We start from the raw sequence: 26,906 nt of genomic DNA on the forward strand, positions 1-26,906 counted from the left end.
TTTCAATTCAACACATAAAGATATGACAACCATTCACGGAATCCTGGAATGCCCCCTATTGGACCACGGGTCGAAATCCGAAGGTCGGAGGGCAATCCTCACGGATGATGACGGTAAAAAATACAAGCTTTACCGGGCCGGGATTTTACCATACGGAGACCCGTTTTTTATCCCTTATGACGGGATGCATATCGGGGTTACCGGAAGCCTAGAGGAAGAAACCGGAAACTTTCTGGTCACCTCCCTTTTACTGGAGGACGGCACGGAAGTCTTTCCGCAAACACCGGAAATCCCCGCAGGTGAGCCCATTGAACTTCCTCCACCGCGTAAACCAAAGAAATTAATAAAAAAGAAAAATAAATAAACATACAAGATCATGAGTAAAGAGAGATTTTGTCCGGAATGTGGTCAGCCCGCAGATGCAGACGAACGTTTTTGCCGGGATTGCGGGGCTGAAGTCCCGTTTGAGTCAAACGACGACACGACCACCGCAGAAGAGATGTTGAATAAAGTGAAACCTTCAGGAACGACAGAACCGATTATAGGGGCGGGAGCACGTGCTAATGTTTCCGGGGGAATTAATCAATCCTCCACAACCCATGCCAACATCAATACGTCAAGTGTCGATAACTCTTCCACGGTTCACCATAACACGACCATTGTCATGGAAAAGGATGAGGCCGAATACTGTGAAGTATGTGGAAATCCTTTTGACGACAGACACGCCCGATGTCCCAAATGCGGGAAAGAGATTTGCTTTGATTGTAAAGTAAAAGGAAAGAACCGTTGCGTGGAATGTGAAAAGAAATCCATCAACGAATATCGCCTTGCTTTCCAACAACTACTCCTGACGACCAATAGCAATATCGGTATTGCCGGACGCCAGATGATGGATCAAAAAGCCAGGGAACTGGACGTCGAGGATACGAAAGCCGACATTGAAAAAGAGATGACGGAATTATATAAACCCGCGAATAAAGCCACTCAACCGGCGGTGGTTTCCGCCTCGTCTTCAGACCGACCTGTTCAATCACAGGAAGCTAGCCAGAAAGGCGTAGGAGCTTTAACCGGGTCACACCAACGTCCCATTCCCAAGTCGGGTTCAAGTAAAAGTAAATGGATCCCCTTGAGTGTTATTCTACTCGCCGTTGTAGTCGGCTACATTTTCATGTCTAAAAAGGACGAACCAGTTAAGAATGTACCCGTGACTCCCCCGACAGAACAAAAACAAACGGGAACAAAGCAAGAGACTCCCACCGTGCAGTCTCAAACCACTCCCCCGATAACCGCTTCCGAGAAAAAAGAAGTGCAGACGGAGAAAGTGCCATCGCAACCCGTTGCGGAAAAGAAGGATGCCGATTATGACGCCGGAATGACCGCTTTCGACAATGGGAAAGGACTGGATGCTGTCCGCCTCTTCAAAAAATCCGGTAGCGCAAAATCATACTACATGCTGGGACTGATCTATGAAAACGGCTGTGGTACGGTGGGAAGCAACGGAATGATGGCCCGGAAGAATTTCAAGAAGGCCGCAGACATGGGACATAAGGATGCTAAAGCAAAATTATAAAACAATATACTATTAACCTTTAATTTAAATTTTACTACTATGTTAAAGAGAATTATTACCTGCGTGGTGTTACTTTGTGTAGCGATGATCGTGGTGAAAGCACAAGAAGCAAAGAAACCGAGAATGTACGTTGAACACTTCACGGAAGCAAACGGTGTTAGTGAAAGCGATAGTGACAAAATTCGTCACGCAGTCATGGCTGCCCTCAATAAGACAAAACGTTTTGAATTGGTGGATCAGGACGCAGAACATTCCATGAAGAAAGAAGGAGAGCGTCGCTCGGATGAAAAAGCGTTGAGTGATGAAAAAGCACGCACGCAAACCATCACTGCCGCTGCCCATGATTATATTTTAAATGGAAACGTGTTAGCTTGTTCTGTGAAATCCGAACAAAAAGATGGAAAAACGATGTATTCCTGTGTTCTGAATTATTCTATAACCGTAACAGAAGTAGTTTCCTCAACTACCGTCGCAACAGCCACGTTTGACCATTCTCCCTCCGGCCTTGGAGGTACGGTAGGTAAATTTTTGGATTTATCAGACTCAAAAGATAAAGCGATCACCAGCGCAGTCAACATGATCAACAGTGACATCGGAGATTTCCTGATCAAAGAATTTCCATTGGAAAGCACAATCGTACCCATGGATTATGAGGTAAAGAAAGATAAACTCGTGAAATGTTATATCAACTTAGGCTCGGATCACGGGGTGAAAAAAGGAGACTATTTCTCTGTTTTAGCTCCCAGCATGAGAGCCGGTCGCACGACATACAGCGAGATCGGTAAAATGAAAGTGGAAGAAGTGGTAGACGGAACCATGTCTCAGTGCAAGATTGTTCAAGGAGATAAAAAAATATTCACCGCCATGGAGGCTTTCCAAGCTCTTGACGAGGCTGCACAAAACCAACAAGCCCTAAAAGTGAAAGCAACCGTAGCACCATTATTCTCACTGTAATCGTTTATTTATGAAGAAAGTAATAACCATACTTGGCATACTGTTATTCCTCTGTACAACTTCAGCGAAAGCGCAGGAGTACCTTCAGATTGTTTCCTTGGAAACCGACAAAGGTGCAACCGCCGTTTTTACCTCGGCAGGGATCGCTGATAGCAAAAAAGGGGTTGAAACAGACGCTATCAAATCACTTATCTACACCCTGTTCTTTCAGGGAGTAGAAGGTGTTAATGACGGCAAACCTTTGGTCAGCAAGCCTAACGAGGCTTATACCAATACCTTTTTTAATAATCAGGCCCGCTACACACCTTACGTGGTCAGCGTGGAAGAATCCGATAAATCAACAAAGGTTGGCGGACGTTTCCAAGGAACAATGCGGATCACTTTGCGTCTTCGTCAGTTGATTAATGATGTACGGAAAAATACACATTATGATGCAATGTTGGCAGAAACACCCAAAACTCGCCTTCCCAAACCAACCATTATTGTGGTGCCTTACAAGAAAAAAGGGGAGAGTTTCGAGTCAAAACTGGAAAATGACAGCGATTACCGCATCGCCGTGGGAGCCGTGCAGAAAGGGCTCGAATCTTGTGACATCAAAACCATTGATTTGCAAGGACGGATTGACGCCATGAATCGCCGGAGCCAATATGAAGATAATGCCGGAGCAGCGGAATCGAATGACAAACAACTTTTAATGTCTTCCGGGGCTGACGTTTATGTCACGGTGGATTTAATGAAAGATTACACGGCACAAGGTGCTCGCGTAGCATTAGTCATGAAAGCCTATGAAACCGCAAGCGGAACGATCTGGGCATCGGAGGACGGCTGGACCAATCGTTTCCAGACAACACAAACCGAGGTGTTATGTTCCTATGCCGTGAAAGATAATCTTTCCCCATTCTTGGAGCAAATCATTAAAAATTTCTCCCAGCCTGCCCGTGTTGTTTTGCAAATCTCCATTAGTGGAAACTCGACGGGTTCCTTGCAAGACGCTTGCTGTGCCAACGGGGAAAGAATTGTAGATTTCATTCAGAATTGGTTGGACCGCAACGCACACGAAGGCGACTATCATATACAAGGTATCATGGATGAATCGGCTATATTTGATTACGTGATGATCCCGAGGGAAGACAAAAACGGCTTCAAAATGACCTCCTCGAAGTTTGCGAAAGACCTGAACGATCAGCTCAAGGCACAAGACGTTTCAGGAACCGTTCGCATTGACGGGAATACGATTTTGTTGATGCTGGACCTGTAACAAGTGATAACAATAAAAAATAAAACTATGCGAAAGGTTATTTTAGGCCTGTTACTCTCGATATGCTGTGTTTTCCATGCCGAAGCACAAGCGCCCGAATGGGTAACCCAACGCCCGACCTCGTCTGACGCTTACATCGGTATTGGAGTTGCATCGTTATCGGACAATGACTACATAAAGAAAGCAACCCAAAGCGCCTTGTCGGACATCGTTTCACAGATCGCTGTAAAACTTGAAAACAATTCTTTTTTACACCGGGTGGACGTGGATGGCAAGACTCGCGAGATGTTGGAAGACAAAATACAAAGCTCAATGGCAGCTTGGCTGGAAGGGCAAGAACTGAAAGGTAGCTACCAGTCAGATCAAAAATATTACGTGTACTACGCTTTGGACAAAAAAGTGTATGCCCGTAAGGCCGAAGAACGTCGGCAACAGGCCATAAGGACGGGGATGGATTACCTACAAAAAGGGCGTAGCGAGGAGAATGCCATGAATCTTTCACAAGCTGCCCAACTTTACGGTAAAGGACTGGAAGCCGTGGAACCGTGGGCCTTCATGGATTTAACGACAAATGCCGTGAATGTTCCCATTGAACTCTACAATGCCTACGTGAATGTGTTCAACGGTATGACAATCACGACAAATGTCGTGCTGGTAGAAGGTGAGGCTTTTAAAGCAATTGCAGAACCTATTGCCGGATGTCTGTCGAAAAATGGTACTGTCGTTCCGAATGTAAAGCTGAATGCCTCGTTCGTGTCGGGTAATGGCACCGTGTCTCCCGCCATTCAGACGGACTACACGGGTACTGCGGAATTCTACGTGACCAATATCGCCTCGAAGGAAGAGGTGCAGGAATTACGCATCACCATTGATGACTCGTTCATGAACAGCCTGCCAAAGGCGTATCGCCAGCTGTTACAAAATCAAACTTGGCCTTCGGCAAAAGTCACGATTTCATTGAAGAGTTCACCGATTACCGCCTATTTATACATAAATGAAGATAACGATTTGGAAGGTATCGAACGACAGATCGGTAGTCTACTGACCAATAATTATTTCACCCTATCGGAAGACCCGGATGCTGCCACGTGCTTCGTGGATTTATCCACCAAACTGGAAATGGGAGAAGTCGTTACCGGGGGACGTATGACTTGAATACGTGCTATTGTTCGCTGGTTCTCAAGATTTACAACAACAAGAACCAGCAAATGCTTCTGAACTATTCGGTAAACCAAGTTAAAGTATTAATACCCGTAAATAAATCGGCAACAGCATCACTCTCGACGTGTATTCGGGAAATGATGAAACGAGTGAACCGGGAATTGCCGGCCCAGATTAAAAAATTAAAAATCAATTAAAAGGTAATATTATGAAACACTATGTCTTATGGGGATTGATTGTAGCTGCATTCTTTTTATTAAGTAGTTGCGGTTCATCAAAGAAAATCCAAGAAAAAAGTCCGATTTCCACTTATATCATGCCGGGTGCAGACCTAATCAGCGGCAATGGCATCCTTCGGGGATGGGGTTCAGGCAGATCCGATAGCGAAGCCTCTGCCCGGAAAAAAGCCCAAATGGCCGCTTCTGCAGAATTAGCCGCTATTTTAGCTAAAACGGTGGAATCTACCACCGAAGAGTATTCGACGATCCTATCGGAAGGTATGTCTTCCGAATCCAAGTCTTTACTTACGGATAAAACGAAAATAACCGTGAATCAAACCTTAGCGGGAGCTACGATTGTATTCGACCGCTGGGACAAAGACGAGAAAACCGGACAATTTATTAATTATATCGTTCTGGAACTCAAAGGAGACGATTACTTGAAAAATCTGTATAAGGAGCTTGAAAAGAATGATGCGGCTACCGTAGATCGGGATTTACTGCAACGCCTTTTCTTGAAACACATTGACGAGAATTCGAAAAAGTAATTAATAAATGAGGATGTGTCAAAAGTCATTTTTCAAACTCCCTCCCCCCTTCGGGGTACTCCCTCTATAAACAGAGGGAGAGTTGAAATACTCCCTGTCTTCGGGAAGAGTCACCAGCTCCTCCTCTGTTTATAGAGGAGGTGGCACGAAGTGACGGAGGAGTTTTGGAGGATAAAATACCTTTTGACACAGCCTCTTTATTTTAACATAGCACCTCTCATCCTCAAACATATACCCCCAAAATCCCCTCCCACAACCATCCCACTCCCGCCTAAAAAGTACAATTCTTAGCGATTCTACACACACTTTTTTCTCCATTTTACCGTAAAAATCAAGAAAAAGATGTATTTTCGAAAAAATAAAATCATTGGTTGTGAAAAGGAACATTTTACTTGCATTTCTGACAATTCTTGTCTTATTAAATAGTGCGGCGATCGGATATTACGTTTATCATGATCAGAAGGAACATGAAGAGAACGAGGAACCACCATTCCACCTCATGAAATCATCAGACGTGGACTTCCCGACAACATTCAGCCTGGCTGGGGAAGAGGTCCCACTGGAAAGAATCGACGTGGCAGAGGCATTCAAAAAAGAGTTAATCGTGAATACCTACTTACATTCACACACGATCCAAGTTTTAAAAAACGCCCCCCGCTATTTTCATATCATCGAACCCATCCTAAAAGCGGAAGGAGTTCCGAATGATTTCAAGTACTTGGCCGTCATCGAGAGTAGTTTGAACCCACTGGCCGTATCTTACGCCGGAGCCGCAGGAATATGGCAGCTCATGAGTGCGACGGCTAAAGAACTAGGGTTAGAGGTGACGAATGACGTGGACGAACGCTATCACGTGGAAAAAGCTACACGTGCCGCTTGTACCTACTTGAAAAAAGCCTACCAGAAATTCGGTTCCTGGACACTGGCCGCCGCCTCTTATAACGGAGGTATGAATATGCTCTCCAGACAAATGGACCGACAAAAGGAAAAAAACTTTTACGACCTCCTGCTAGGTGAGGAAACCGGGAGATACGTGTACCGCATGTTGGCTTTAAAGCAAATCATGGAAGAACCTCACCTGTACGATTTTTACGTGGATCACTTGTATCCCGTGGAGCCGACCACGCAGGTCAAAGTAACCAAAAATATAAAGGATCTGGCGGATTTCGCACAAGAACACGGAATATCCTATAAAACGTTGAAACGCTTTAATCCCTGGTTACGGCAGACCTCGTTAAAAGTCGGGAAACATAAAACGTATTATATTGCCATTCCCGAAAACAAGCAGGCATACAAGTAAAAATATTCGGCACGCTATTTGTACCACCCTGCCTATATTGGATGTAAAAAAACTCCCAACATGGAAAAGAATAAAATAACCGTCTTTTGTGAAAACAATGGACAAGAATACCAGATACCCACGGGATCTAGTTTAAAAGAATTCAAGAAAATCGTGTTCCCTATGAATCATCAGAACATTCTGGGGGCATTAGTTAATAACGAGGTGCAGGACCTGCATTACGAGATATATAACCCCAAATACGTGAATTTCGTCGATGTCACCACGCTGGACGGATATAGCGTGTACTTACGCTCTCTTATTTTCGTACTTTACAAGGCGATACATAATCTCTACCCGAAAAAAACGCTTGTCGTGGAATATCACCTTTCTAACGGAATATTCTGCCGTCTGGCAAACAAGGAATTCGTTCTCACCGGGGACAGGATCACCGAGATAAAAAAAGAAATGCAACGCATCATCGACCACGATTACGAGATCATGCGTACGGAAACTCCCACGGAAGAAGCAATCAAACTTTTTAACAGACAGGGTCTAAAGGATAAAGAGTTATTACTTTCCACACGAGGAAAGATGTTTACCTCCGTTTATTCCATTGACGGCACCTGTGACTATTTCTACGGGACGCTGGCTCCTTCCACCGGATGCTTGAAAGTATTCGACCTGATGGATTACAAGGATGGAATGTTATTAATGCCACCCAAACGCACGAACCCGACACAAATAGTCCCGTTTGTACCCCAAGAAAAGCTGTTCAGCACGTTCAGCGAGTTCAAACGCTGGGGAAAGATCTCCGAGGTTATGCAAATTGGGCATTTAAACCAAGCCATCGAACATAAACACGCCGGGGATATGATTAAGGTAAGCGAGGCCCTGCACGAGAAAAAGATTTCCCAGATCGCTGACCAAATCAAGAAACAGAAAAAGGTAAAAGTTGTGCTTATTGCCGGTCCCTCCTCTTCGGGCAAGACCACGTTTGGAAAGCGATTAGCCATCCAGCTATTAGTGAACGGCATCAAACCCGTCAATTTATCTCTGGACAATTATTTCGTGAACCGGGAAGATACTCCCCGGGATGAAAAAGGAGAATACGACTTCGAGACGATCGATGCCTTGGACATCAACACCTTCAACGATAACATCATGAGTTTATTGAGAGGTGAAGAAGTGGAAATACCCAAATTCTCGTTCGAAACAGGTCAACGTTTCTACGACGGAGAGAAATTAAAGATGAGCAGTAATAACGTGGTTATCGTGGAAGGTATTCACGGGCTGAACCCCAAATTAACCGAATATCTGCCCCATGAAAGCCTGTTCAAAATATTTATTTCGGCTCTTACGGTGATTTCTATCGATAATCACAACATTATCAACCCATCGGATAACCGTTTGATCCGCCGTATGGTTCGGGATCACAAATACCGGGGATATTCGGCTCTCGACACCTTGAAAAGATGGGAAAGCGTACTTTCCGGTGAACAGAAACACATCACCCCCTATCAGGAAGAGGCCGATGTCATGTTTAACTCGGCACTCGTGTACGAACTGGGAGCCTTGAAGCAACAAGCCGTTCCACTTTTGGAAGAAGTGCTGGTAAAATACCCGGAACACTCCAAGGCGAAACGCCTGTTGAAGTTCTTCTCGTACGTCCAAGCCGTACCTACCCGTGAAATACCACCGACTTCCATTCTCCGAGAATTCCTGGGCGGAAGTTCGTTTAAATATTAAACGAACAAAGAAGTGGACTTTATTTTTAAAAAGCTCCACTTCTTTATAAATATTTCACCTCTACTCCATTCACTAACGAACCCACCTCATAATCTCGCAAGGTTCGTCGGCAATGTATTGAGCCCCGTTTGCCAATAATTCTTCCCGATCACGGAATCCCCATGTCACTCCAATCGAAGTTACACCGCTATTTACTGCCGTTTGCATATCCACGCCGGAATCTCCCACGTAAAGGACCTCCTCTTTCGTGACTCCTGCCTCTTTCATAATATCGAAGACAATCGTGGGATCAGGTTTCACGGGAATCCCCTCCCGTTGTCCATAAACAAAATCAAAAAGTCCCTCACCGAAATATTCCGGAATTAACTCTTTTGTAGCCGCATGATATTTATTAGAGGCCACAGCTAACAATAAATGACGACGTTTCAGCGTCTTCAGTAACTCACAAATCCCATCATAAGGAGCCGTAAAGTCAGCCTTATGCTCGGCATAATAAGCCATGAAATCTTTCCGGATCTTCAACATATTCTCGTGCGAGCGTTCAGCCTCCGGCAATGCCCGTTCAAGCAACTTGTCAATTCCGTTTCCCACGAAATAACGAAAAGCAGGCAATTCATGTGTCGGATACCCATGTCGCCGTAAAGCATAATTCGTACTCGTCGCCAAATCCTGTAAAGAATTCAACAATGTTCCATCCAGATCAAAAATTACCAACTTCGTCATAGTTCCTCTATTTTTTAGTGATAGTGTTTCAAAAAGTGTGTAAATTCCGAATTGATTATTTTTGTAATGCAATTTTCAAAAATGAATAATTATGGAATTTACACATGAACAAATCTCGGAAATAATTTCCGAAATCACAAACGGTGAACTAGGTTTACAAGGCTTGGTTAAACAAGGTTTAGAGAGTTTAATGTTATCGGAACGTGATCTTCATAACGAGACACGTGGTGACGTGAGTAACGGTTTTCGTGGTCGTCGAGTATGTCATGGCGGTAAGGTCTTCGAACTTCGGGTCCCGCGTAGTCGTAACAACCATTTTTACCCGATGTTACTGGGGGTGCTAAAAGACCAGGAAGAAGAGGCTCAAAAGCTAGTGAGTAGCCTTTATTGCAGCGGTTTAACCACGGAACAGGTGGGTAAAATTTACGAGCAATTTTACGGCAAACATTACAGTAAAAGCCAGGTTAGCCGCTTGTTGAACACGGCCCGCGAGGATGTAAATGCCTGGCTAGGTCGTGAACTGGATAATCGTTACCCGATAATTTACATCGATGCCACCTATGTCCTCACCCGTCGTGATGATTCCGTTTCCAACGAGGCTTACTACACGGTTTTGGGGGTGAAAGAAGACCGAACCCGCGAGGTGCTGGCCGTGGTGAATTTCCCCACGGAAAGTGCCACGAACTGGAAGGACGTGTTTGAAGACCTCAAGGAAAGAGGCGTGGCCGTGATTGATCTCCTGGTGTGTGATGGATTGCCCGGTATTGAAAACGTGCTGGCAGAAACCTTTCCAAAAGCAGATTTACAATTATGTACCGTGCACCTGAAGAGGAATATAGCTGGGAAAGTCAAGCCCAGGGACAAGAAACAGGTCATGGAAGAACTCAAGCAGGTTTGCGCTCCCGACCAGTGGGAGATCTCCCCGGAAAAGGCTTTCGAAAAATTTAAAGAGTTTATTGCCAGGTGGCAGAAAAGTTATCCCGTTTTGAAAAGATATTGCCACGACAGGTACAGGTTCTATTTCACCTACTTCAAGTACGAGAGGGAAATCAGGGGGATGATTTACACCACAAACTGGATCGAAAGGCTGAACAGGGATTACAAGAGGGTCATCAACATGAGGGGCGCCATGCCAAACCCCCAAGCCGTTATTCTCCTAATGGGAACGGTAGCCCAAAATGCAGATATTTATAAATATCCTATTTATAATTTTTTAGAATCAAGATTATTTTATTGAACTATTTATAATTTTGCAGTCATGAGAAAAGAAGGAATTTACACACTTTTTGAAACACTATCCAGAATGTCAACCAAGATTTTGATCTCATTCCTTAACGATACATCAAAAATGGAAAAACATAAACAACATTTACCCTTGTCTCGGGATTACGAGTAACCGTTGGTTTATTCTTGCCTGCAGGTTGCCTCCCTGTTAGCTCCCCACATCTTTTCTCGGCAAATGTTATCTTTGCTTATATCTTGTTAAAATGGCGGCGATAATCGGGCGATGATCGGGCGACAATGGGGCGACAGCGCCTAACAGCCGCCCAACAGTCGCCCAACGACCTGGCAATTTCCATGATTTACCCTAGGAAAACCCCATTAAATCCTATAAAAAAGGGTTCACCTACCGGGCTCTTCAATAAAAAAAGGCCACACGAATTGTCGAACCGCGATACGGTAACCGCACCTACAACTGCCTTATCATCTCGAATTGTTTTCCCGTCGGTTCAATATTCTTCGAGCGCAAGAATGCGGTCATCGAATCGCAAGTAACATCGGTGTTCAATATCTTTACGGAATTTAATTTATTCATTTCGAGCATCTTTTGGAACAGCAAGGAGCCGATGCCCTTACGACGGAACGATCTGTCAACAGCAATCTGGGTAACATCCCCGGACACGGGTTCGAAAACCCCGTACCCAACCAACCTGTCTTCCGTGAAAACACCCAAGCAAACGAAAGTATCAGCCGCCCTGCCTATCGCCTCCAAACTATTCTGCCAAGACGGCTTGAAATCCCAGAAATCAGAGACCGAAACGTGATCCTCGATCCGAATAGCCTGTAACGTGTAAGGAATATCAACGTGTACCTCGTTCCGGACCTGTCTGTTCTCCGCCCTAAAATAATAAAACTCCCGCATCACCCGGAACCCAATCTTCCGATAAACGGAAACCGCTCCCGTGTTATGTTGCAACACTTCCAACAAGTACTCTTTAACTCCCGCCTCCTTCAAATAAGGAATGGAGGACTCAAACACCCGTGTTGCCAACCCGGTTCCCCGATAATCTTTTAGCGTCCCGGTTCCCGTGTCGTATGCTGTCCGAGTCCCGTTGAAATCGCCGATCCCATTACAAGTAAACGAAACGATCTTATCCCCGTCAAAAGCGGCAAAAGAAAGTTCCGGATCAAAACCTCGTCGTTTCAGCATGGCCTGTAACTCCGTGCGATTCAATTGCATCTCATACTCGGCAAAAGCCTGCCGGAACGCCTCGAATAGTTCATCGAAACTCGTATTCTTCAAAGACTTAATTTCAATATCCGTCATGTCATCAATCATTAGCATATTGTACAAAGATAGCCAAAACAGGAAAACATCACTCACTTAATATCATGATTTTAAAGAGTACAGGCATATTAGAAACATTAAAGTCTATCCGGTTGGCATCGTAACCGAAAATCTTTTATACTTTTGTAGAGATTTAAGCAATAGAGATAAGAGTATGAAGGATTTAACCGTATCAAGACCTTTCAGTGAAGAGGAGTACAATGCATTACTGCAACAGGCTGTAGCAGTAATCGAGTCTTCTCGCCTACAGATAGCAAAGCAACTGAATACAATAGCCATATCTTCCTATTGGGAAGTTGGAAAATTGTTAGCTGAACGCAAACTTGAGAGTGAGCACGGCGATAGCGTCGTCAAACGATTATCTGTCGATTTGAAATCAAGGTACCCGGAAATGGGTTTGTCTCCAAGAAACCTATGGAACATGAAACGTTTCTATCTTCAATATAATCAGGATGATACAAAAGTGCAACAAGCTGTAGCACTTTTACCATGGGGACATAACTTACTTATAATGAGTTATAATTTGCCTGCCGAGTATGTTGTTTTCTATGCCAATGAAGTGGTCACCAAAGGGTGGTCACGTGATATGTTGCGACATGCTTTGAAGTCTGATTATCATCTTTCGATACAAACAAACGAGAAATCCAATAATTTCAGAGCCACATTGCCAATCAAGCAAGCGGAATATGCCAATGAGGTATTCCAAAGCAGCTATAATCTAGGATTTGTTGATGCCGTCGAGCCGCTTAAAGAGCTGGCGTTGGAACGTCGTCTTGTCAAGAAAATTACCACTTTCATAATGGAGTTGGGAAGCGGATTCAGTTTCATCGGTAATCAACATACATTAGCATACAATGATAAGGAGTATCGGGTTGATTTGTTGTTTTTCCATCGTCGTCTCCGTTCTATGGTTGCGATTGAGCTGAAAATCGGTGAATTCAAACCCGAATATGTCGGCAAAATGAACTTCTATTTGTCTCTATTGGATAAGCTGGAGAAAGCACCCGATGAAAATCCATCCATCGGTATTATCCTATGTGCAGAAAAAGACCATTTGGAAGTAGAATTAGCTCTGCAAGATATACATAAGCCGATAGGAGTTGCTGAATATCAATACTTGCTACCCAAGAATAAGTTGCAGGAGTTGGTTACTGATGAAATCAAAAAATCAAGAAGAAAGAAGTAATTACAAGTAAGTTTTAATAAGATTCCAATAAATTATGTCATCCTTGAAAAAGTTTACTGCAAATGGAATAAACCCATGTCAGGATTAAAATGTTATCAATCATTAGCATATTGTACAAAGATAGCCAAAACAAGAAAACATCACTCTTTCATTAATACCCGTTTCGAGACCCGTGGGACAATCACCCGATGAAACGGTTTGATAAAGAAAAAATAGACTTTCCCTATCCGGTTGTGATATTTCACCCACGTGGAGATTTCCGTGGTCTGCCTGCCTCTTTCTTCCGGGCAAATAAATACCGAAACGTAAAAAAGTAAATGACTATCATCCATTCGCATGATCGCCTCCCGTTCATTTTCCTCCACGATCAGGTTCTTTACCTGCGGAGTTCTCGTTTCGATCCCGAAAGGTTTCACGAGAAAGGCCCGGAATTTGTACAAGGCCCGGAGCCACACGGGATTATACGAGAATATTCTTGTAATGATCTCCGCCGGAGATAACCCGTTCACGTCGGTTTGTACCGAAAATGTGTCATGGTAATCCACCGGAAGATATTTTTCAATTAGCCGCCCCGTTTCGTTCGTATCATTCATTAGTGTGACATTTTAAATAGAAGTTCAAACTTCGATCTCGTAAATCCGGGAGTTCTCGCCCCACGGATGGTACCCTTGTCCGATATAGCGGAACCCGTATTTCTCGTAATACCCCACGTGTTCCGTTGAAAGGTACATGCGGCTGAATCCCGCCTTACGGGTATCTTCTTTCGCTTTTTCAATCAACAGCACGGCATAAGCATTTCCCCGGTACGCCTCTTCGATATACAAGGCACAAAGCCAAGGATACAGGTCCATCCGGCTGATAAAATCATTCGTGATCAAGCCGGCACATCCCATGATAATCCCCTCTTTTTCCAACAGATACCATTGTGGTAGAACATCCTCACTCCCCACGGCATGAGTGATACAATCCTCGTATATTTCCGGGGCTACTTCCGTCCACTTGCTGGGGAAATATTTTATGGCGACCTCTTTATATTCCGGGTTTTCCCGTACGGATATTACTCTCATCATCAATTCATATTTTAATTATTATACATTACTTTCCTGCCCGGTATTCATTGGGCGTTTTCCCGGTCATGCGGTGGAAAAACTTACTGAAAAAAGAGGGATTGGGAAAATTCAACTCGTCGGCAATCTGGTACACCAATTTATCACTATGGAGCAACTGAATTTTAACCTCCTGGATAACCGCCTCGTTGATCCAGTCCATCACCGTGTGATCACTAACCTGCCGGATCAAGGTATTCAAATAACGGGGAGTTAGGTACAAACGATCCGCGTAGAAAGCCACGTTACGCTCACGGATTGCGTACTTATTCACCAAGCTGAGAAACCGGTTAAACACTTCTTCCTGGCGGGTATATTTCGCATGTCCGACGGAATGACCGTTTTGTTGTAAATAGGCTATTTGATGAAACAGGGTTGAAATCAGACTTTGCACCGTACCTTTAGGAAAAGGAACATCATGTACCACTTCCCACAGCAAAGAAAAAATAGTCTCCAACCGTCGCTCAATCACCTCGTTCAACGACAGCCACAAGTAAAGCCGCCCTTGGAGATAAGCCATCAATTGCTCCTCTTTCTGCCAGCCTTCCATGAAACTATTGGCAATTCCCACCATCGACAATTCACAATCCGGAGACATTTCCACGAACTCGGCCACCGTACCGGGAGACGCCACCACCATTTGATGAGCCTTTATGGTCAGATCGTGCAAATTGGCCCGAATCCGAACATACCCGGAACGCAGATGCACGATACGCCCTTCCGTCAATCGATAAGGTTGTCCGAAAACGATCAGAGAACTGTTCAAATCCCTCATTCCAACCACGGAACGGACAATAACAAACTCCTCTGAAATGAAACGATAATCGTTACAAGGTTGTATGGGCCAAGCCTGCACCTGTTTCAAGGCTAAATTCAATAATCCGTTTTGTTTCATAAGACATGACGATTTCCTACAAAGATAATATTTTACCCGAAATACAAACAAAAAATCGCATTTTTCGAACAAATAGAACATTCACCACTACTAATAGAGCCTTAATATATGCATCCGTCACGTACCTTTGTCGTGGAAATAATTAAAAACATAAATATATGATACGAACCTTTTTTCTGATCCTGTTTGCCAGCCTGGTGCTACAAGCTTCCGGGCAACTTACCCTCGAAGGATGTCGGCAAAAGGCCCAAGACCATTACCCGCTTGCCCGTCAGTACAAACTGATCGAGTTGTCGGAAAGTTACAGTCTTGCCAATGCCGCCAAAGGCAACCTTCCCCAGATCAGCCTCAGCGGGAAAGCCTCTTATCAAAGTGATGTCACGCAAATCCCTTTCGACATCCCCGAACTTTCCATCAAGGGCTTGCCCAAAGACCAGTACCAAATTATGCTGGAAGTGAAACAGAACCTCTGGGACGGTGGACATATCCGGTCGCAAAAGCAACAAACAAAAGCCACATCCCAAGAGGCCAAGAGCCAGTTAGACGTGAATATGTATGCATTAAATGAACGGGTGAATCAAGTTTATTTCGGCATTCTTTTGCTGGACGAACAATTGGAACAAAACACACTATTAAATGAAGAACTGCAACGCAATTTGAAAAACGTTATGGCTTACCGGGATAATGGTATCGCCAACGACGCTGATGTCGATGCCGTGCAGGTTGAAATTCTCAACACGCAACAACAACGGGTCAGCTTGGAATCCAACCGGGTCGCCTACCTGCGTATGCTCGCCCTCCTCATCGGGGAAAATTTGGCAACCGACACGCGACTGGTAAAACCAATCGTCCCACAAGGTAATAGTTCTGACGTGATCAACCGCCCGGAACTATCCCTGTATACCGCTCAGGAAAACAGTATCAACGTGAAGGAACAAGCCTTAAAAACCGGCTATCGTCCCCAGCTCGGCCTGTTTGCACAAGGCGCTTACGGTAATCCGGGGTTAAATATGCTGAAGAACTCGTTTGAACCCTACTATATTGTAGGCGCACGACTAAGTTGGAATTTCGGTAGCCTGTACACCTTGAAAAACGACAAGCGCAAATTCACGACCGAACGACAACGCATCCAAAGTAACCGGGATTTATTCTTGTTCAACACCCATCTGCAGCTGGCAGAACAACAAGGTGTCATCTCCGCCCTGCAAAAACAGATGAAAACGGATAACGAGATCATCCGCCTCCGCACCAATATCCGTAAGTCGGCCGAGGCGAAAGTAGCCAACGGCACGTTGACCGTGACCGAGATGCTACGGGAACTGACGAATGAAAATCTGGCCCGGCAGAACAAGGCCCTGCACGAGATTCAGTTACTCATGGATATGTATCAACAAAAACATCTCACCAATTAACCCGGTGTGAAGATTAAAAAGTACAATACGAACAAATTTACAAACACTCAAGTATATGAAAACTCTAAATATGATCCTCATGGCGGTAATCGCAACTCTCTTGTCCGCCTGTAACTCAGAAAAAGAATATGACGCGACCGGGACATTCGAGGCCACGGAAATCATCGTGTCCTCCGAGGCCAGTGGAAAACTTTTTTACCTGAACGCCGAAGAAGGAACACGGTTATCCCAAGGAACGGAAATCGGGCTAGTCGATACCGTACAACTCTACCTGAAAAAATTACAACTGCAAGCCAGTATGAAATCAGTTGACAAGCAACGTCCCGATATACGTAAACAGATTGCTGCCCTACAGGAACAAATCGCAACAGCGAAACGAGAACGGGCCCGCGTGGCAAATTTGCTGAAAGCCAATGCCGCTAATCAAAAGCAACTGGACGACTGGGACTCTCAGTTAACCGTGCTGCAACGTCAGCTCGATGCACAAGTTTCCTCCTTACAGAACAGTACCGCCAGTCTGAATGAACAGAGTTCTTCCGTGGCAATACAAGTGGCCCAAGTGGAAGACCAACTACAAAAGTGCCACATTCTCGCCCCTATCAACGGAACGATTCTTGCCAAATACGCAGAACCCGGAGAATTGGCCTCCGTCGGAAAACCTCTTTTCAAAATCGCTGACATCGAGAATATGTACCTACGGGCATACATCACCTCTTCCCAACTCGCCACGGTCAAGTTGAACGACCCGGTAAAAGTCTTCGCGGACTTCGGTAACGGGGAGAAAAAAGAGTATAACGGCACGGTGACGTGGATCGCCGACGAGGCGGAGTTCACCCCGAAGACCATACTGACCGATGACGAGCGGGCCAACCAGGTTTATGCCGTAAAAATAGCCGTCCGCAATGACGGAACAATCAAAATAGGTATGTACGGAGAAGTAAAATTCTGATTATGGAATATCTTATCGAAACGAGCCACCTCGGAAAGCGATACGGTGACGTGCAAGCCCTGCATGATGTCTCTTTTCAAGTCGGGCGAGGGGAATTGTTCGGGCTTATCGGCCCGGACGGTTCCGGAAAGTCCACGCTTTTCCGTATTCTCACGACCTTGCTGGTTGCGGATGAAGGAGAGGCTCGAGTGAATGGCAATGATGTCGTCACGGGCTATAAACAGATCAGACAGAGCATTGGTTATATGCCCGGAAAATTCTCACTCTATCAAGATTTGACGGTAGAAGAAAACTTGAATTTCTTTGCCACGGTTTTCAACACCACGGTAGAGGCCCATTATGACCAAATCAAAGAAATTTACGATCAGATTGCCCCTTTTAAAGCCCGACGGGCCGGAGCTTTGTCGGGTGGGATGAAACAAAAACTCGCCTTATGTTGCGCTTTGATTCACAACCCGGAAGTTCTTTTCCTTGACGAACCGACCACCGGAGTCGATCCCGTATCACGTAAAGAATTCTGGCAAATGCTCCATCGCTTGCAGGAACGAGGAATCACGATTGTCGTCTCCACCCCTTTCATGGATGAGGCCCGGCAATGTGACCGCATCGCTTTTCTACAACACGGACACATTCAGGGAATCGATACCCCGGCAGTTATTCTGGAAAGATTCAAAGATATACTTTGCCCTCCCGGACTGGAACATGACACATCTCACCAAGAGGCACAAACCGTTATCCGGGTCGAACAACTGGTCAAGACATTCGGGAACTTTACGGCCGTTGACCATATCTCGTTCGAGGTCAAGCGAGGGGAAATATTCGGTTTCTTGGGAGCCAATGGTGCCGGGAAAACAACCGCCATGCGGATTCTCTGCGGGTTGAGTCGTCCCACTTCCGGTAAGGCCGAAGTGATGGGCTACGATGTCCGCACTCAAAGCGAGGATATAAAGAAACACATCGGTTACATGAGTCAGAAATTCTCGCTCTATGAAGACCTGAAAGTATGGGAAAACGTCCGGTTATTTGCCGGGATATACGGGGTACCGGAATCGGAAATCGCTCCCCGGACGGAAGAGATGCTGAAACGCATCGGGTTACACGATGAACGGGAAACTCTCGTGCGGGAACTTCCCCTGGGCTGGAAACAGCGACTGGCATTCTCCGTGTCCATCTTTCACAACCCGCAACTGGTGTTTCTTGACGAACCGACCGGGGGTGTCGATCCGGCTACCCGACGGCAATTCTGGCAATTGATTTATCAAGCGGCCGACCGGGGTATCACCATTTTTGTCACCACTCACTACATGGATGAAGCCGAATATTGCGACCGCATCTCCATGATGGTCGACGGGCAAATCAAGGCTCTGGATTCCCCGGAAGGACTAAAGACCCGTTTCCATGCCGCTAATATGGACGAAGTTTTTCACCAACTGGCTCGTAATGCCACCCGTTCATCCGATTAATCGTACCGCTTATGAAACAGTTTATCGCTTTTGTCAAAAAAGAATTCCACCATATCCTACGGGACCGACGCACCATGCTGATCCTTATCGGGATGCCTATCGTGCAGATCATCCTGTTCGGATTCGCCATATCCACGGAAGTAAGGAACGTGCAGACAGCCATTCTCACGTCGTCCGTAAACTCGGACACCCGCCATATTATCGATCGTCTGGATGCCAGCGAGTACTTCACCGTGAAATACGTCGTTCATACCAACGAGGAACTGAACCAGCTCTTCCGCAAAGGAAAGATCGAGCTGGGGATTGCCTTCCCCCGGGAACTGCAAAGGCAGCGATTCGATTCGGAAAGCATACAAATTATAGCCGATGCCACCGATCCCAATCTGGCAATCACCCGCGGTAGTTATGCCAACGGAATTATCGCCACAGCCGCGGCAGAACTCCGGCAAGCGGGCATCCAACACCCCTCGATTGTCATGCACACAAAATTGCTCTACAACCCGCAAATGCGAAGTGCCTATAACTTCGTACCGGGAGTCATGGGACTGATTCTCATGCTGATTTGTGCCATGATGACTTCTATCTCTATTGTCCGGGAAAAGGAAACCGGGACGATGGAAATACTACTGGTCTCCCCCATGAATTCCTTGTTTGTCATTCTCTCGAAAGCCGTACCTTATTTCGTACTTTCCATATTGAACCTGACAACCATTCTACTCCTGTCATTCTTCGTGCTGGATGTCCCGATCGCAGGAAGTCTCACGGCTCTGGTAGGTGTGTCACTCGTATTCATCTTTGTGTCGCTCGCCCTCGGATTGTTGATTTCCAACGTAACGCAGACACAAGTTGCCGCCATGCTGGCCTCCGGAATGGTGCTGATGCTCCCCACGATTATTCTATCGGGGATTATCTTCCCGATCGAGAGCATGCCCGGCATATTACAGGGTATTTCATGTTTCATCCCGGCACGCTGGTATGTCAGCATCGTCCGCAGAATCATGATCGAGGGAGTTCCATTCATGTACGTGTGGAAGGAAACCGCAATACTACTTTTCATGGCCGTGGTACTCATCGGGATCACGACCCGAACATTCAAAAACCGTTTAGAGTAAGGAGGAATAATCATGATATTACGTTATCTGATCGAAAAAGAATTCAAACAGTTAAAACGCAACAGTTTTCTACCCCGTCTTATCCTGATGTTTCCCGTTATGATGATGCTCGTCATGCCTTGGGCAGCTACGCTGGAAATTGAAGACCTGCGCATTGCTATTATAGACAACGACCACAGCCCCTCATCTCAAAGGCTGGTTCACCAAATCGAAGCATCACGCTATTTCCAGTTAACCGAAACCCCGGCAACCTATAAAGAGGGTATGGTTGCTATTGAAAAAGATGAGGCCGACATTATCCTGGAGATTCCGAGGGGGTTTGAGAAGGAACAAGCCAACGGACGCCCGGCATCAACACTCGTGGCAGTCAATGCCGTCAACGGGACCAAAGGCAGTTTGGGGAGTTCTTACCTCTCTCAGATATTGTCACCTCAAAGCATATCGACTTCCGTAAGATACCAGTTTAACCCGCATCTGAACTATAAAGTATTCATGGTTCCGGCACTCATGACCATGGTGCTAGTCATGCTCTGCGGCTTCCTTCCCGCCTTGAACGTGGTGGGAGAAAAGGAAGTCGGCACGATCGAGCAGATTAACGTGACTCCCGTCAGCCGTTTCGCATTCACGCTGTCCAAACTCATTCCCTATTGGCTGATCGGGTTTCTCGTGCTTAACTTGTGTATCGGTTTGGCCTGGCTTATATATGGGATTGTTCCCGTCGGTAGTCTGTTCACCATCTATCTGGCAACACTGGTTTTCATTCTCGTTGTTTCGGGATTGGGGTTGATCATCTCTAACCATTCGGCCACCATGCAGCAAGCCATGTTTGTCATGTGGTTCTGTATGCTGATTTTTATCTTGATGAGCGGTTTGTTCACCCCCATCAGTAGTATGCCAACGTGGGCGCAATGCATCACTTATGCCAATCCTCTACGCTATTTCATGGAAATCATGCGTATGGTTTACCTGAAAGGAAGCGGCATCGGTGACATCATGTCCCAACTTTGCACGCTGGGAGCATTTGCCACCGGGTTATATTGCTGGGCGATTTATAGTTACAGGAAACAACAATAGTATGTTCCCGTAACCCGGCCTCGTATGGTTTTCCGATTGATTAACACGAAGTCGCCACGTTTACTACCATTCGATTTTTGTTCCGGGTGTATCGCATATACCAAATGCAAATCAGCAAGGACACGAAAGTCGAGATGGGCGGGGCGAATCCCATGATAAACAAGGAAGAGGGGTCGATCAGACTGAACAGATACGAAAGTGGTATTCGCACCAAAAAGGTGGCAATCAGGCTGTGAATCATCGGGAACACGGAATTTCCTTGTCCGCTGAAGTAGGAATTGATACAGAACACGAAACTCACCAGCACACAGTCAATACTATAACCGCGCAAATATTCCGCCGCCACGGCAACAACCGCCGGATCGTTCGTGAATATTCCCGTCAAGGTTTCCGGCAGGAATTGCGAGTATATGCAAACTGATAGCCCGAAGACCAATGCCATCCCGATACCCGAATAAAGACAACGATTCATACGAGAAATTAATTTTGCCCCGTAATTCTGTGCCGTCATCGTAGCTACCGCCGAGGATATGGCCATCGGGGGCAACATGGCAAATACAATGATTTTCTCAACAACGCCTAAAGAGGCCGACGCAATCACTCCCATCTGGTTCACGATTACAGTGATCAAGAGAAAGGAGACATTAATCAAAGCATCTTGCAAAGCAATGGGAGCCCCCAAGGTCACGATCTTTTTCGAAAGAATACGATCCAAGCGAATATCATGTCTCGAGAACTCGAAACGAAAGCCTTTCCGGTAGAGGAACCATAACGCCGTGGCGAAACTGATTCCCTGTGACGAGATGGTCGCTATGGCAGCCCCCGCCGCCCGCATACCGCAATACCCGACCAGGATGAAATCAAGCACGATATTAATCACGCAGGCTAATCCCACGAAATAGAGGGGAGTTTTGGAATCGCCCAGTCCGCGGAGAATACCACAAATGACGTTATAGCCCATGATGAAAGGAATTCCAATGGAACAGATCAAAATGTAATGTTTCGTGTCACGCATCGCTTCCACGGGTGTATGCATTAGCGAAGCTATCGCTCCATGACTCAGAGTCATAACCAATGTAAGCGATATACCCAACAAGGCAAACAACCAAATAGATGAACCGATTGTTGAGGCCACCTGTCGATCGTCCCTCGCTCCCGTGGCAATAGCAATCAACACCGTCGTCCCCGTCGTGAGCCCAAGAATGATTCCCGTGATGGTCTGCATCACCTGACTACCAATAGCAACTGCGGCAACGCTGGCCGCATCATCATATTGTCCCACGACAAATAAATCCGCACCACCATATAACGCTTGAAGAACATTCGCAATTAAAAACGGGACTGCAAACTGAAGTAATACCTTTGGCACCCGGCCTTGTGTCAAATCCAACTCTTTCATTTATCGTTCTCGCACTTTAAGAATCACGGCTCCCCGTGATCTGTTTTACAATATATTGCACACCAAATGCAATTAGCGGGTGCAAATGTAGGACAAATAAGTCACGATAAAAAATGAGGCTGTCCCAAAAGTCATTTTATCCTCAAAAAACTCCTCCGTCACTTCGTGCCACCTCCTCTATAAACAGAGGAGGAGCTGGTGACTCTTCCCGAAGAAAGGGAGTATTTCAACTCTCCCTCTGTTTATAGAGGGAGTACCCCGAAGGGGGGAGGGAGTTTGAAAAATAACTTTTTGGATAGCCCCATTGCTACATTTTGATTTACTACTACTTACCGTCGTTCACGATACACCACATCCCGAATCTTCGCAAAACCGCTATACTCGATCCTTTTCGTCACGCTGTTATTCACCCCATCCACCGGGTAAAATCCCAATCTACCACCATTGTTATCCGGAGCCGCAGCATTATAAGAGCCTACCATCAGTTCATACTGCCGGGCCATAAATTCCTCCGACTGGTTGTTCAGATCTTTCAATGAACATTGCCTGTACAGGTTAAATTTCAGCATCGTAACCGTCTCGTTTTCCCCTAAAGCAATATTATTCACCGGGTAAGTCGTGTTTGTTCCCAAGTTATGCAGATATATCTTATTTCCCACTGCATAGAACATATAAGGGAATTGAGAATGGAATGCAAAGAGCGTCGCCTTATCAAAATCGGGAGCATTCAAATCCTCGTACTTCGATTCCGGAACATACCCGTTACCAGACATATTGATACCGTAAATACAACGTTTCCCCACAGCATCCTGTAAGATTGCGTATACCAATCCGTTGGAATAACGGGTACTCTCCATGTACACCAAATCCATTCCCGTTTTAAATGTAAACAAAGCCCCATCCTTATCCCGGATAGGATTCAATACCTGCATCAAAAAATCTACATATCCTTGTTTCCATCCCATAAAACGCTGGTTATCCACATCATAAAAAATAGCCGCTTTCCCATTTCCGGGACGAGCCATGCTCACCCCGATATACGGGGCAACCCGGTAAGTCGGTGCTTCTCCCCGGGCGGAAGTATTGATCGGTTTCTCGAAAGCAGCCCCGGGGGTACTCAATACCTGCGCGTAGGCATTTCCGGCATCCGTTACGCAAAGACAGGCCAATGCAGCCGAGGCATTACTACTATTCACCGTGTTATAATACACGACATGCTCATCGGCCGGAGGAATAATGAAATCCACGTTATTCATATTCCAAGATTCATCTGTCTTGAACGTTTCCTTGTTCAATTTATACGTTCCCTCTTCCGACATCACGTAGATCACGTCATCCGGATTCGCCAGTCGGGTTGGATAGAAACCGATCCCTCTCGCGTGTTTCACCTCCGGGAATCCCAAGGGTGCCAACACATTGTAAGCCGGAATAACCCGTTCCGCAGAGATCACCGAAATCATATCCATACGCACCCGTTCCTGTTCACCCTCGTTACACAACACCATCCATCCCTCGTAAGTCGGGGAAGACACTTTAATATCAAAAGTGGTCGACGTCTGTACCCCCGAACGCTTGTCTGTCACGGCAAACCACCCGACATACGTATCGGCCGCAAAAGCCGCCAGCGTGTCCAAATTTAAGGTTTTCGAAGGATTCAAATCCACCCACTTCTGCCCGGCAACCATCGTTCCCCCGGATTTCTTCTCGATCTTATACGAGAACTCGAAATTGCCATTATCCTCCTTCACCTCTCCATCCAAAGAAGAGATCACTTTCGGGGTCACAATGATACGATCGGAATTCCCCAACACCTCGATCACCTCCGGGACATTCTCTATCGTTATATCCGCCATATCACGGTAATCATAGTTTCCCTTATCGTCAAAACAGCCACAAAGAGAAACACCAAACAAAAACAGTATCATACGATTTATTTTCATAACATCACTTTTTAATATTATTCATACCGGGAATAATCCACCGCGTAATCCGGGTGAAGCTGCATATATTTCCCATCCGAGTCCAGTACCGGAGTTCCGGCATCCGCCTGTTCCTGCAAATACTTTTGAACCATCGTCGCGAAAAAACCACAACGCCCGTATATTATTTTGGCCCCGGTTCCTCCTGCACTATTCCAATCTGACATGGTAAAACCACAAACCGTATTGATAAGCACGAACTTTTTAGGCGTCCACTCTCCGAAATAATCAGTTTCAATAATAGCTCTCCAATACCAAGGAATCGTGTACATTTCACTCAACGTGAAAGAGAATGAATCCCCGTGAATCTGCACTCCCGTGGCCGTGTAGGCATTCATGTTCTTATACTCCGGGAAATAACACTTGAAATACTCGTTATCTTCCAAACGAAGAGCCAGACGGACCGATTTTTCCATTAAATCATCTGTCCGGAAGAAACGCACGTTGATATCCGCCTTACTTTCCCCGGCGGGAACCACCACCGTGTCCACGTCAATCTCGTAATGCACTCCCTCTATGGCAGTCGTCCCCTCTTTATCCACGACCACTTTGAAAGGACGGTCATGATCGGCCACCTTCCCCATCGTCCGAACCGTGGCGTTAAGAATCACGTCTTTTACAGAAGCCTGAACCGAAGCGAAAGAAAAGTCCAGTGAATCAATATACACTTCCGTGTTCGTCCCGTAATACCCTTTTATCATTTGAAAATAGATCCCGGTATCATCCGTGGAGAATACCGAAATATCTTTCTTTTCACAAGCACTAAAAGCAATATTCAAGCTTAAAACAAACAATATCATTTTCCATTTCATAACCTTACTATTTAACGATTAGCGATTTCCCCGGAAGGTAATGGTAACACGTAACGCTCTTCCCGGGCTTCATAAGCATTTGCATCATTCCCGTTTTCATCGCTGAGGAGATGGGCATACAACCGTTTGTACATGAAGAATATCTGTCCTTCACCCATGAACTCCCGCAAATATTCCGTACGCAAACGCTTCATGAAATCTTCATCCGAAACCACGGTTAAGGTGCTCAAACCCCGGCGTTCCCGTATCTTATTCAACCAACCATATTTATCTGCCAGCACGGGTTCACACTCGGCCGCAATATAATACACCTCGCTCAACCGAATCAACGACATGAAAACAGCATAGAAATACTCGGACTCTCCCGCTTGAGTAGGTTTAGCAATCTCCTCGTACTTGATAAAGTCATACCCGCCCTCACTCTCGTTAGAGGCCGTGCGCCACCACGACTGGAAACGGTAATCCTGCGTTTCTTCCGCAAAAAGGTTCGTGTTCACGTAATTCTTTCGGGGATGCAGGTAATTCGTTCCCGCTTGTTCCGAACTGAAATAAGTAGTATGAATATCGGCCCGATCTTTTACATAGATTCCTGCCAGCACTTCCGTCGAGAACACCCGGTCCGGATTATCCTGATTCGCCAGCAGTTTATTGGGATCTACGGCCGGGAAATGTTCATCCACCTTCGGATCCGTCAATAACTTACGAGCTACTGCCAAGGCTTTTGTATTTTCACCTGCATACAGGTACCCCCTCGCTTTCAATGCCAACACGGCATAATAATTCATCCGTAACTGGCGATAGCGCAGGTAAACATCCAAATCCCCCTCCTGCGACGCCATCGGTCCGTTTTCTATCACCGGGTCACTATCCGCCAATAAACTCTCGGCCACATCCAAATCCCGTAGAATTTTTTCATGCATCACCGAATCGGCTGTCAATAAAGGTAAGGCTGACACTCTCGATGATTCGTTGTAAGGGATTGACTCCATCTCCGGATGAAGTTTGTAAACCGGACCGAACAAACGTAACATATCAAAATGCAAAAAGGCACGGAGAGCCAGCATTTCTCCTTTCAACATCCGGTATTCAGGAGGCAACAACACGCCATCACTCTTTTCAAGATTATCCAACACCACATTACAATTCAAAATCGTGTTGTAAGCCGCAGTCCACGTGTTCGATAATCCGGTCTGCACCGAAGTCTCCGTGTAATCGAAGGTACTCAACGCTGTCAAGTACGTGTTTGATTGTAACGGTGCGTACCGTTTCGAGATCACATCCACCAACTCGTAAGAAAGATTTTTCCCGTAAAGAGCCGTGGAGGCCACCTTGTTATATATCCCGTTTACCGCCGTGTAGAATCCTCCTCTCGTCGAAAACAACTGTTCCTCAGACTGTTTATCCTTGGGCTGAACATCCAGAAAATCCGAACATCCTACACCACAAACGAGTACAACCCCGATCCAAATGATATTCCATAATTTCATAAC

At 45.7% G+C, this 26,906-nt stretch carries 24 protein-coding genes; 15 read left to right on the forward strand and 9 right to left on the reverse strand.

Annotated features, from left to right (window positions below; translation table 11 throughout):
* Positions 1-22: 22 nt before the first annotated feature.
* The 8 genes from F1644_RS06715 to F1644_RS06750 all read left to right on the forward strand — a co-directional run bounded on the left by F1644_RS06715 (position 23) and on the right by F1644_RS06750 (position 8,737).
* The gene (locus F1644_RS06715; RefSeq protein WP_118304844.1) at positions 23-364 is read left to right on the forward strand and encodes a hypothetical protein; all 342 of its coding nucleotides are present in this window, start codon (positions 23-25) and stop codon (positions 362-364) included.
* A 12-nt stretch (positions 365-376) separates the two neighbouring features.
* The gene (locus tag F1644_RS06720; protein WP_118304845.1) at positions 377-1,570 is read left to right on the forward strand and encodes a zinc ribbon domain-containing protein; all 1,194 of its coding nucleotides are present in this window, start codon (positions 377-379) and stop codon (positions 1,568-1,570) included.
* 39 nt (positions 1,571-1,609) lie between these two features.
* Positions 1,610-2,524: a hypothetical protein gene (locus tag F1644_RS06725; RefSeq protein ID WP_118304846.1), complete on the forward strand. Its 915-nt coding sequence runs from the start codon at positions 1,610-1,612 to the stop codon at positions 2,522-2,524.
* A 10-nt stretch (positions 2,525-2,534) separates the two neighbouring features.
* Complete coding sequence (locus tag F1644_RS06730; RefSeq protein ID WP_118304847.1) at positions 2,535-3,782, forward strand: DUF6175 family protein; 1,248 nt, start codon at positions 2,535-2,537, stop codon at positions 3,780-3,782.
* Between the two features lie 27 nt (positions 3,783-3,809).
* A complete protein-coding gene (locus F1644_RS06735; protein WP_317147147.1) occupies positions 3,810-4,937 on the forward strand; it encodes an LPP20 family lipoprotein in 1,128 nt (375 codons plus the stop codon).
* A gap of 214 nt (positions 4,938-5,151) precedes the next feature.
* Entirely contained in the window at positions 5,152-5,709 is a 558-nt protein-coding gene (locus tag F1644_RS06740) for a hypothetical protein (protein WP_087421131.1), read from the forward strand.
* A 373-nt stretch (positions 5,710-6,082) separates the two neighbouring features.
* The gene (locus tag F1644_RS06745; RefSeq protein WP_118260250.1) at positions 6,083-7,009 is read left to right on the forward strand and encodes a lytic transglycosylase domain-containing protein; all 927 of its coding nucleotides are present in this window, start codon (positions 6,083-6,085) and stop codon (positions 7,007-7,009) included.
* 60 nt (positions 7,010-7,069) lie between these two features.
* Positions 7,070-8,737 carry a nucleoside kinase gene (locus F1644_RS06750; RefSeq protein WP_118304849.1) on the forward strand — a complete coding sequence of 556 codons (1,668 nt, stop codon included), beginning with the start codon at positions 7,070-7,072 and terminating at the stop codon, positions 8,735-8,737.
* A 72-nt stretch (positions 8,738-8,809) separates the two neighbouring features.
* Here F1644_RS06750 and F1644_RS06755 read toward each other — a convergent pair whose 3' ends face one another.
* Positions 8,810-9,460 carry an HAD family hydrolase gene (locus F1644_RS06755; RefSeq protein WP_118304850.1) on the reverse strand — a complete coding sequence of 217 codons (651 nt, stop codon included), beginning with the start codon at positions 9,458-9,460 and terminating at the stop codon, positions 8,810-8,812.
* A gap of 91 nt (positions 9,461-9,551) precedes the next feature.
* Between F1644_RS06755 and F1644_RS06760 the strand changes: the two genes are divergently transcribed.
* Positions 9,552-10,697 (forward strand): IS256 family transposase, encoded by a 1,146-nt coding sequence (locus tag F1644_RS06760; protein WP_273493712.1) that lies wholly within the window; start codon positions 9,552-9,554, stop codon positions 10,695-10,697.
* 453 nt (positions 10,698-11,150) lie between these two features.
* On the opposite strand, the gene F1644_RS06765 is transcribed toward F1644_RS06760, so the two are convergent.
* Positions 11,151-11,999 carry a GNAT family N-acetyltransferase gene (locus F1644_RS06765; RefSeq protein ID WP_189021517.1) on the reverse strand — a complete coding sequence of 283 codons (849 nt, stop codon included), beginning with the start codon at positions 11,997-11,999 and terminating at the stop codon, positions 11,151-11,153.
* A 184-nt stretch (positions 12,000-12,183) separates the two neighbouring features.
* Between F1644_RS06765 and F1644_RS06770 the strand changes: the two genes are divergently transcribed.
* Positions 12,184-13,215, forward strand: a complete 1,032-nt coding sequence (locus F1644_RS06770) for a PDDEXK nuclease domain-containing protein (protein WP_118305731.1) — start codon at positions 12,184-12,186, stop codon at positions 13,213-13,215.
* Between the two features lie 140 nt (positions 13,216-13,355).
* Here the strand turns inward: F1644_RS06770 and F1644_RS06775 are convergent, their stop codons facing one another.
* The 3 genes from F1644_RS06775 to F1644_RS06785 are packed head-to-tail and all read right to left on the reverse strand — an operon-like array spanning position 13,356 to position 15,216.
* Positions 13,356-13,808, reverse strand: coding sequence for a DUF2867 domain-containing protein (locus tag F1644_RS06775; protein ID WP_118305730.1), 453 nt, complete (start codon positions 13,806-13,808; stop codon positions 13,356-13,358).
* 24 nt (positions 13,809-13,832) lie between these two features.
* Positions 13,833-14,282, reverse strand: coding sequence for a GNAT family N-acetyltransferase (locus tag F1644_RS06780; RefSeq protein WP_118305735.1), 450 nt, complete (start codon positions 14,280-14,282; stop codon positions 13,833-13,835).
* Between the two features lie 28 nt (positions 14,283-14,310).
* Positions 14,311-15,216, reverse strand: coding sequence for a helix-turn-helix domain-containing protein (locus F1644_RS06785; protein WP_087421652.1), 906 nt, complete (start codon positions 15,214-15,216; stop codon positions 14,311-14,313).
* A 158-nt stretch (positions 15,217-15,374) separates the two neighbouring features.
* On the opposite strand from F1644_RS06785, the gene F1644_RS06790 reads away from it, so the two are divergent.
* From F1644_RS06790 to F1644_RS06810, 5 genes are read left to right on the forward strand one after another with little or no spacing between them, the layout of a single operon-like run.
* Positions 15,375-16,628 (forward strand): TolC family protein, encoded by a 1,254-nt coding sequence (locus F1644_RS06790; protein ID WP_118305729.1) that lies wholly within the window; start codon positions 15,375-15,377, stop codon positions 16,626-16,628.
* A 55-nt stretch (positions 16,629-16,683) separates the two neighbouring features.
* On the forward strand, positions 16,684-17,577 hold the full coding sequence (locus tag F1644_RS06795) for an HlyD family secretion protein (protein ID WP_118305728.1): 894 nt from the start codon (positions 16,684-16,686) through the stop codon (positions 17,575-17,577).
* Positions 17,578-17,579: 2 nt separating this feature from the next.
* A complete protein-coding gene (locus tag F1644_RS06800) occupies positions 17,580-19,040 on the forward strand; it encodes an ATP-binding cassette domain-containing protein (RefSeq protein WP_118305727.1) in 1,461 nt (486 codons plus the stop codon).
* A gap of 11 nt (positions 19,041-19,051) precedes the next feature.
* Complete coding sequence (locus tag F1644_RS06805) at positions 19,052-20,152, forward strand: ABC transporter permease (protein ID WP_087421648.1); 1,101 nt, start codon at positions 19,052-19,054, stop codon at positions 20,150-20,152.
* 15 nt (positions 20,153-20,167) lie between these two features.
* Positions 20,168-21,226 carry an ABC transporter permease gene (locus tag F1644_RS06810; RefSeq protein ID WP_168044610.1) on the forward strand — a complete coding sequence of 353 codons (1,059 nt, stop codon included), beginning with the start codon at positions 20,168-20,170 and terminating at the stop codon, positions 21,224-21,226.
* Between the two features lie 40 nt (positions 21,227-21,266).
* Here the strand turns inward: F1644_RS06810 and F1644_RS06815 are convergent, their stop codons facing one another.
* The 4 genes from F1644_RS06815 to F1644_RS06830 form a co-directional block, all read right to left on the reverse strand.
* The gene (locus tag F1644_RS06815; RefSeq protein WP_118305725.1) at positions 21,267-22,625 is read right to left on the reverse strand and encodes an MATE family efflux transporter; all 1,359 of its coding nucleotides are present in this window, start codon (positions 22,623-22,625) and stop codon (positions 21,267-21,269) included.
* A 329-nt stretch (positions 22,626-22,954) separates the two neighbouring features.
* Entirely contained in the window at positions 22,955-24,565 is a 1,611-nt protein-coding gene (locus F1644_RS06820) for a PKD-like family lipoprotein (protein WP_118305724.1), read from the reverse strand.
* A gap of 17 nt (positions 24,566-24,582) precedes the next feature.
* Positions 24,583-25,416, reverse strand: coding sequence for a DUF4843 domain-containing protein (locus F1644_RS06825; RefSeq protein WP_118305723.1), 834 nt, complete (start codon positions 25,414-25,416; stop codon positions 24,583-24,585).
* Positions 25,417-25,427: 11 nt separating this feature from the next.
* Positions 25,428-26,903 (reverse strand): RagB/SusD family nutrient uptake outer membrane protein, encoded by a 1,476-nt coding sequence (locus F1644_RS06830; RefSeq protein WP_158572077.1) that lies wholly within the window; start codon positions 26,901-26,903, stop codon positions 25,428-25,430.
* Positions 26,904-26,906: the final 3 nt, after the last annotated feature.

Origin of the sequence: Butyricimonas paravirosa, from assembly GCF_032878955.1 — a bacterium.
GTDB classification, from domain to species: Bacteria; Bacteroidota; Bacteroidia; order Bacteroidales; family Marinifilaceae; genus Butyricimonas; species Butyricimonas paravirosa.

Bases quoted from the DNA above. Each gene is read 5' to 3' on its own strand.
- F1644_RS06820 (WP_118305724.1), bottom strand. From the start codon at position 24,565: ATGAAAATAAATCGTATGATACTGTTTTTGTTTGGTGTTTCTCTTTGT.
- F1644_RS06770 (WP_118305731.1), top strand. From the start codon at position 12,184: ATGAAGGATTTAACCGTATCAAGACCTTTCAGTGAAGAGGAGTACAAT.
- F1644_RS06750 (WP_118304849.1), top strand. From the start codon at position 7,070: ATGGAAAAGAATAAAATAACCGTCTTTTGTGAAAACAATGGACAAGAA.
- F1644_RS06715 (WP_118304844.1), top strand. From the start codon at position 23: ATGACAACCATTCACGGAATCCTGGAATGCCCCCTATTGGACCACGGG.
- F1644_RS06805 (WP_087421648.1), top strand. From the start codon at position 19,052: ATGAAACAGTTTATCGCTTTTGTCAAAAAAGAATTCCACCATATCCTA.
- F1644_RS06795 (WP_118305728.1), top strand. From the start codon at position 16,684: ATGAAAACTCTAAATATGATCCTCATGGCGGTAATCGCAACTCTCTTG.
- F1644_RS06800 (WP_118305727.1), top strand. From the start codon at position 17,580: ATGGAATATCTTATCGAAACGAGCCACCTCGGAAAGCGATACGGTGAC.
- F1644_RS06785 (WP_087421652.1), bottom strand. From the start codon at position 15,216: ATGAAACAAAACGGATTATTGAATTTAGCCTTGAAACAGGTGCAGGCT.
- F1644_RS06755 (WP_118304850.1), bottom strand. From the start codon at position 9,460: ATGACGAAGTTGGTAATTTTTGATCTGGATGGAACATTGTTGAATTCT.
- F1644_RS06730 (WP_118304847.1), top strand. From the start codon at position 2,535: ATGAAGAAAGTAATAACCATACTTGGCATACTGTTATTCCTCTGTACA.
- F1644_RS06780 (WP_118305735.1), bottom strand. From the start codon at position 14,282: ATGAGAGTAATATCCGTACGGGAAAACCCGGAATATAAAGAGGTCGCC.
- F1644_RS06775 (WP_118305730.1), bottom strand. From the start codon at position 13,808: ATGAATGATACGAACGAAACGGGGCGGCTAATTGAAAAATATCTTCCG.
- F1644_RS06760 (WP_273493712.1), top strand. From the start codon at position 9,552: ATGGAATTTACACATGAACAAATCTCGGAAATAATTTCCGAAATCACA.
- F1644_RS06740 (WP_087421131.1), top strand. From the start codon at position 5,152: ATGAAACACTATGTCTTATGGGGATTGATTGTAGCTGCATTCTTTTTA.
- F1644_RS06735 (WP_317147147.1), top strand. From the start codon at position 3,810: ATGCGAAAGGTTATTTTAGGCCTGTTACTCTCGATATGCTGTGTTTTC.
- F1644_RS06790 (WP_118305729.1), top strand. From the start codon at position 15,375: ATGATACGAACCTTTTTTCTGATCCTGTTTGCCAGCCTGGTGCTACAA.
- F1644_RS06825 (WP_118305723.1), bottom strand. From the start codon at position 25,416: ATGAAATGGAAAATGATATTGTTTGTTTTAAGCTTGAATATTGCTTTT.
- F1644_RS06815 (WP_118305725.1), bottom strand. From the start codon at position 22,625: ATGAAAGAGTTGGATTTGACACAAGGCCGGGTGCCAAAGGTATTACTT.
- F1644_RS06725 (WP_118304846.1), top strand. From the start codon at position 1,610: ATGTTAAAGAGAATTATTACCTGCGTGGTGTTACTTTGTGTAGCGATG.
- F1644_RS06830 (WP_158572077.1), bottom strand. From the start codon at position 26,903: ATGAAATTATGGAATATCATTTGGATCGGGGTTGTACTCGTTTGTGGT.
- F1644_RS06720 (WP_118304845.1), top strand. From the start codon at position 377: ATGAGTAAAGAGAGATTTTGTCCGGAATGTGGTCAGCCCGCAGATGCA.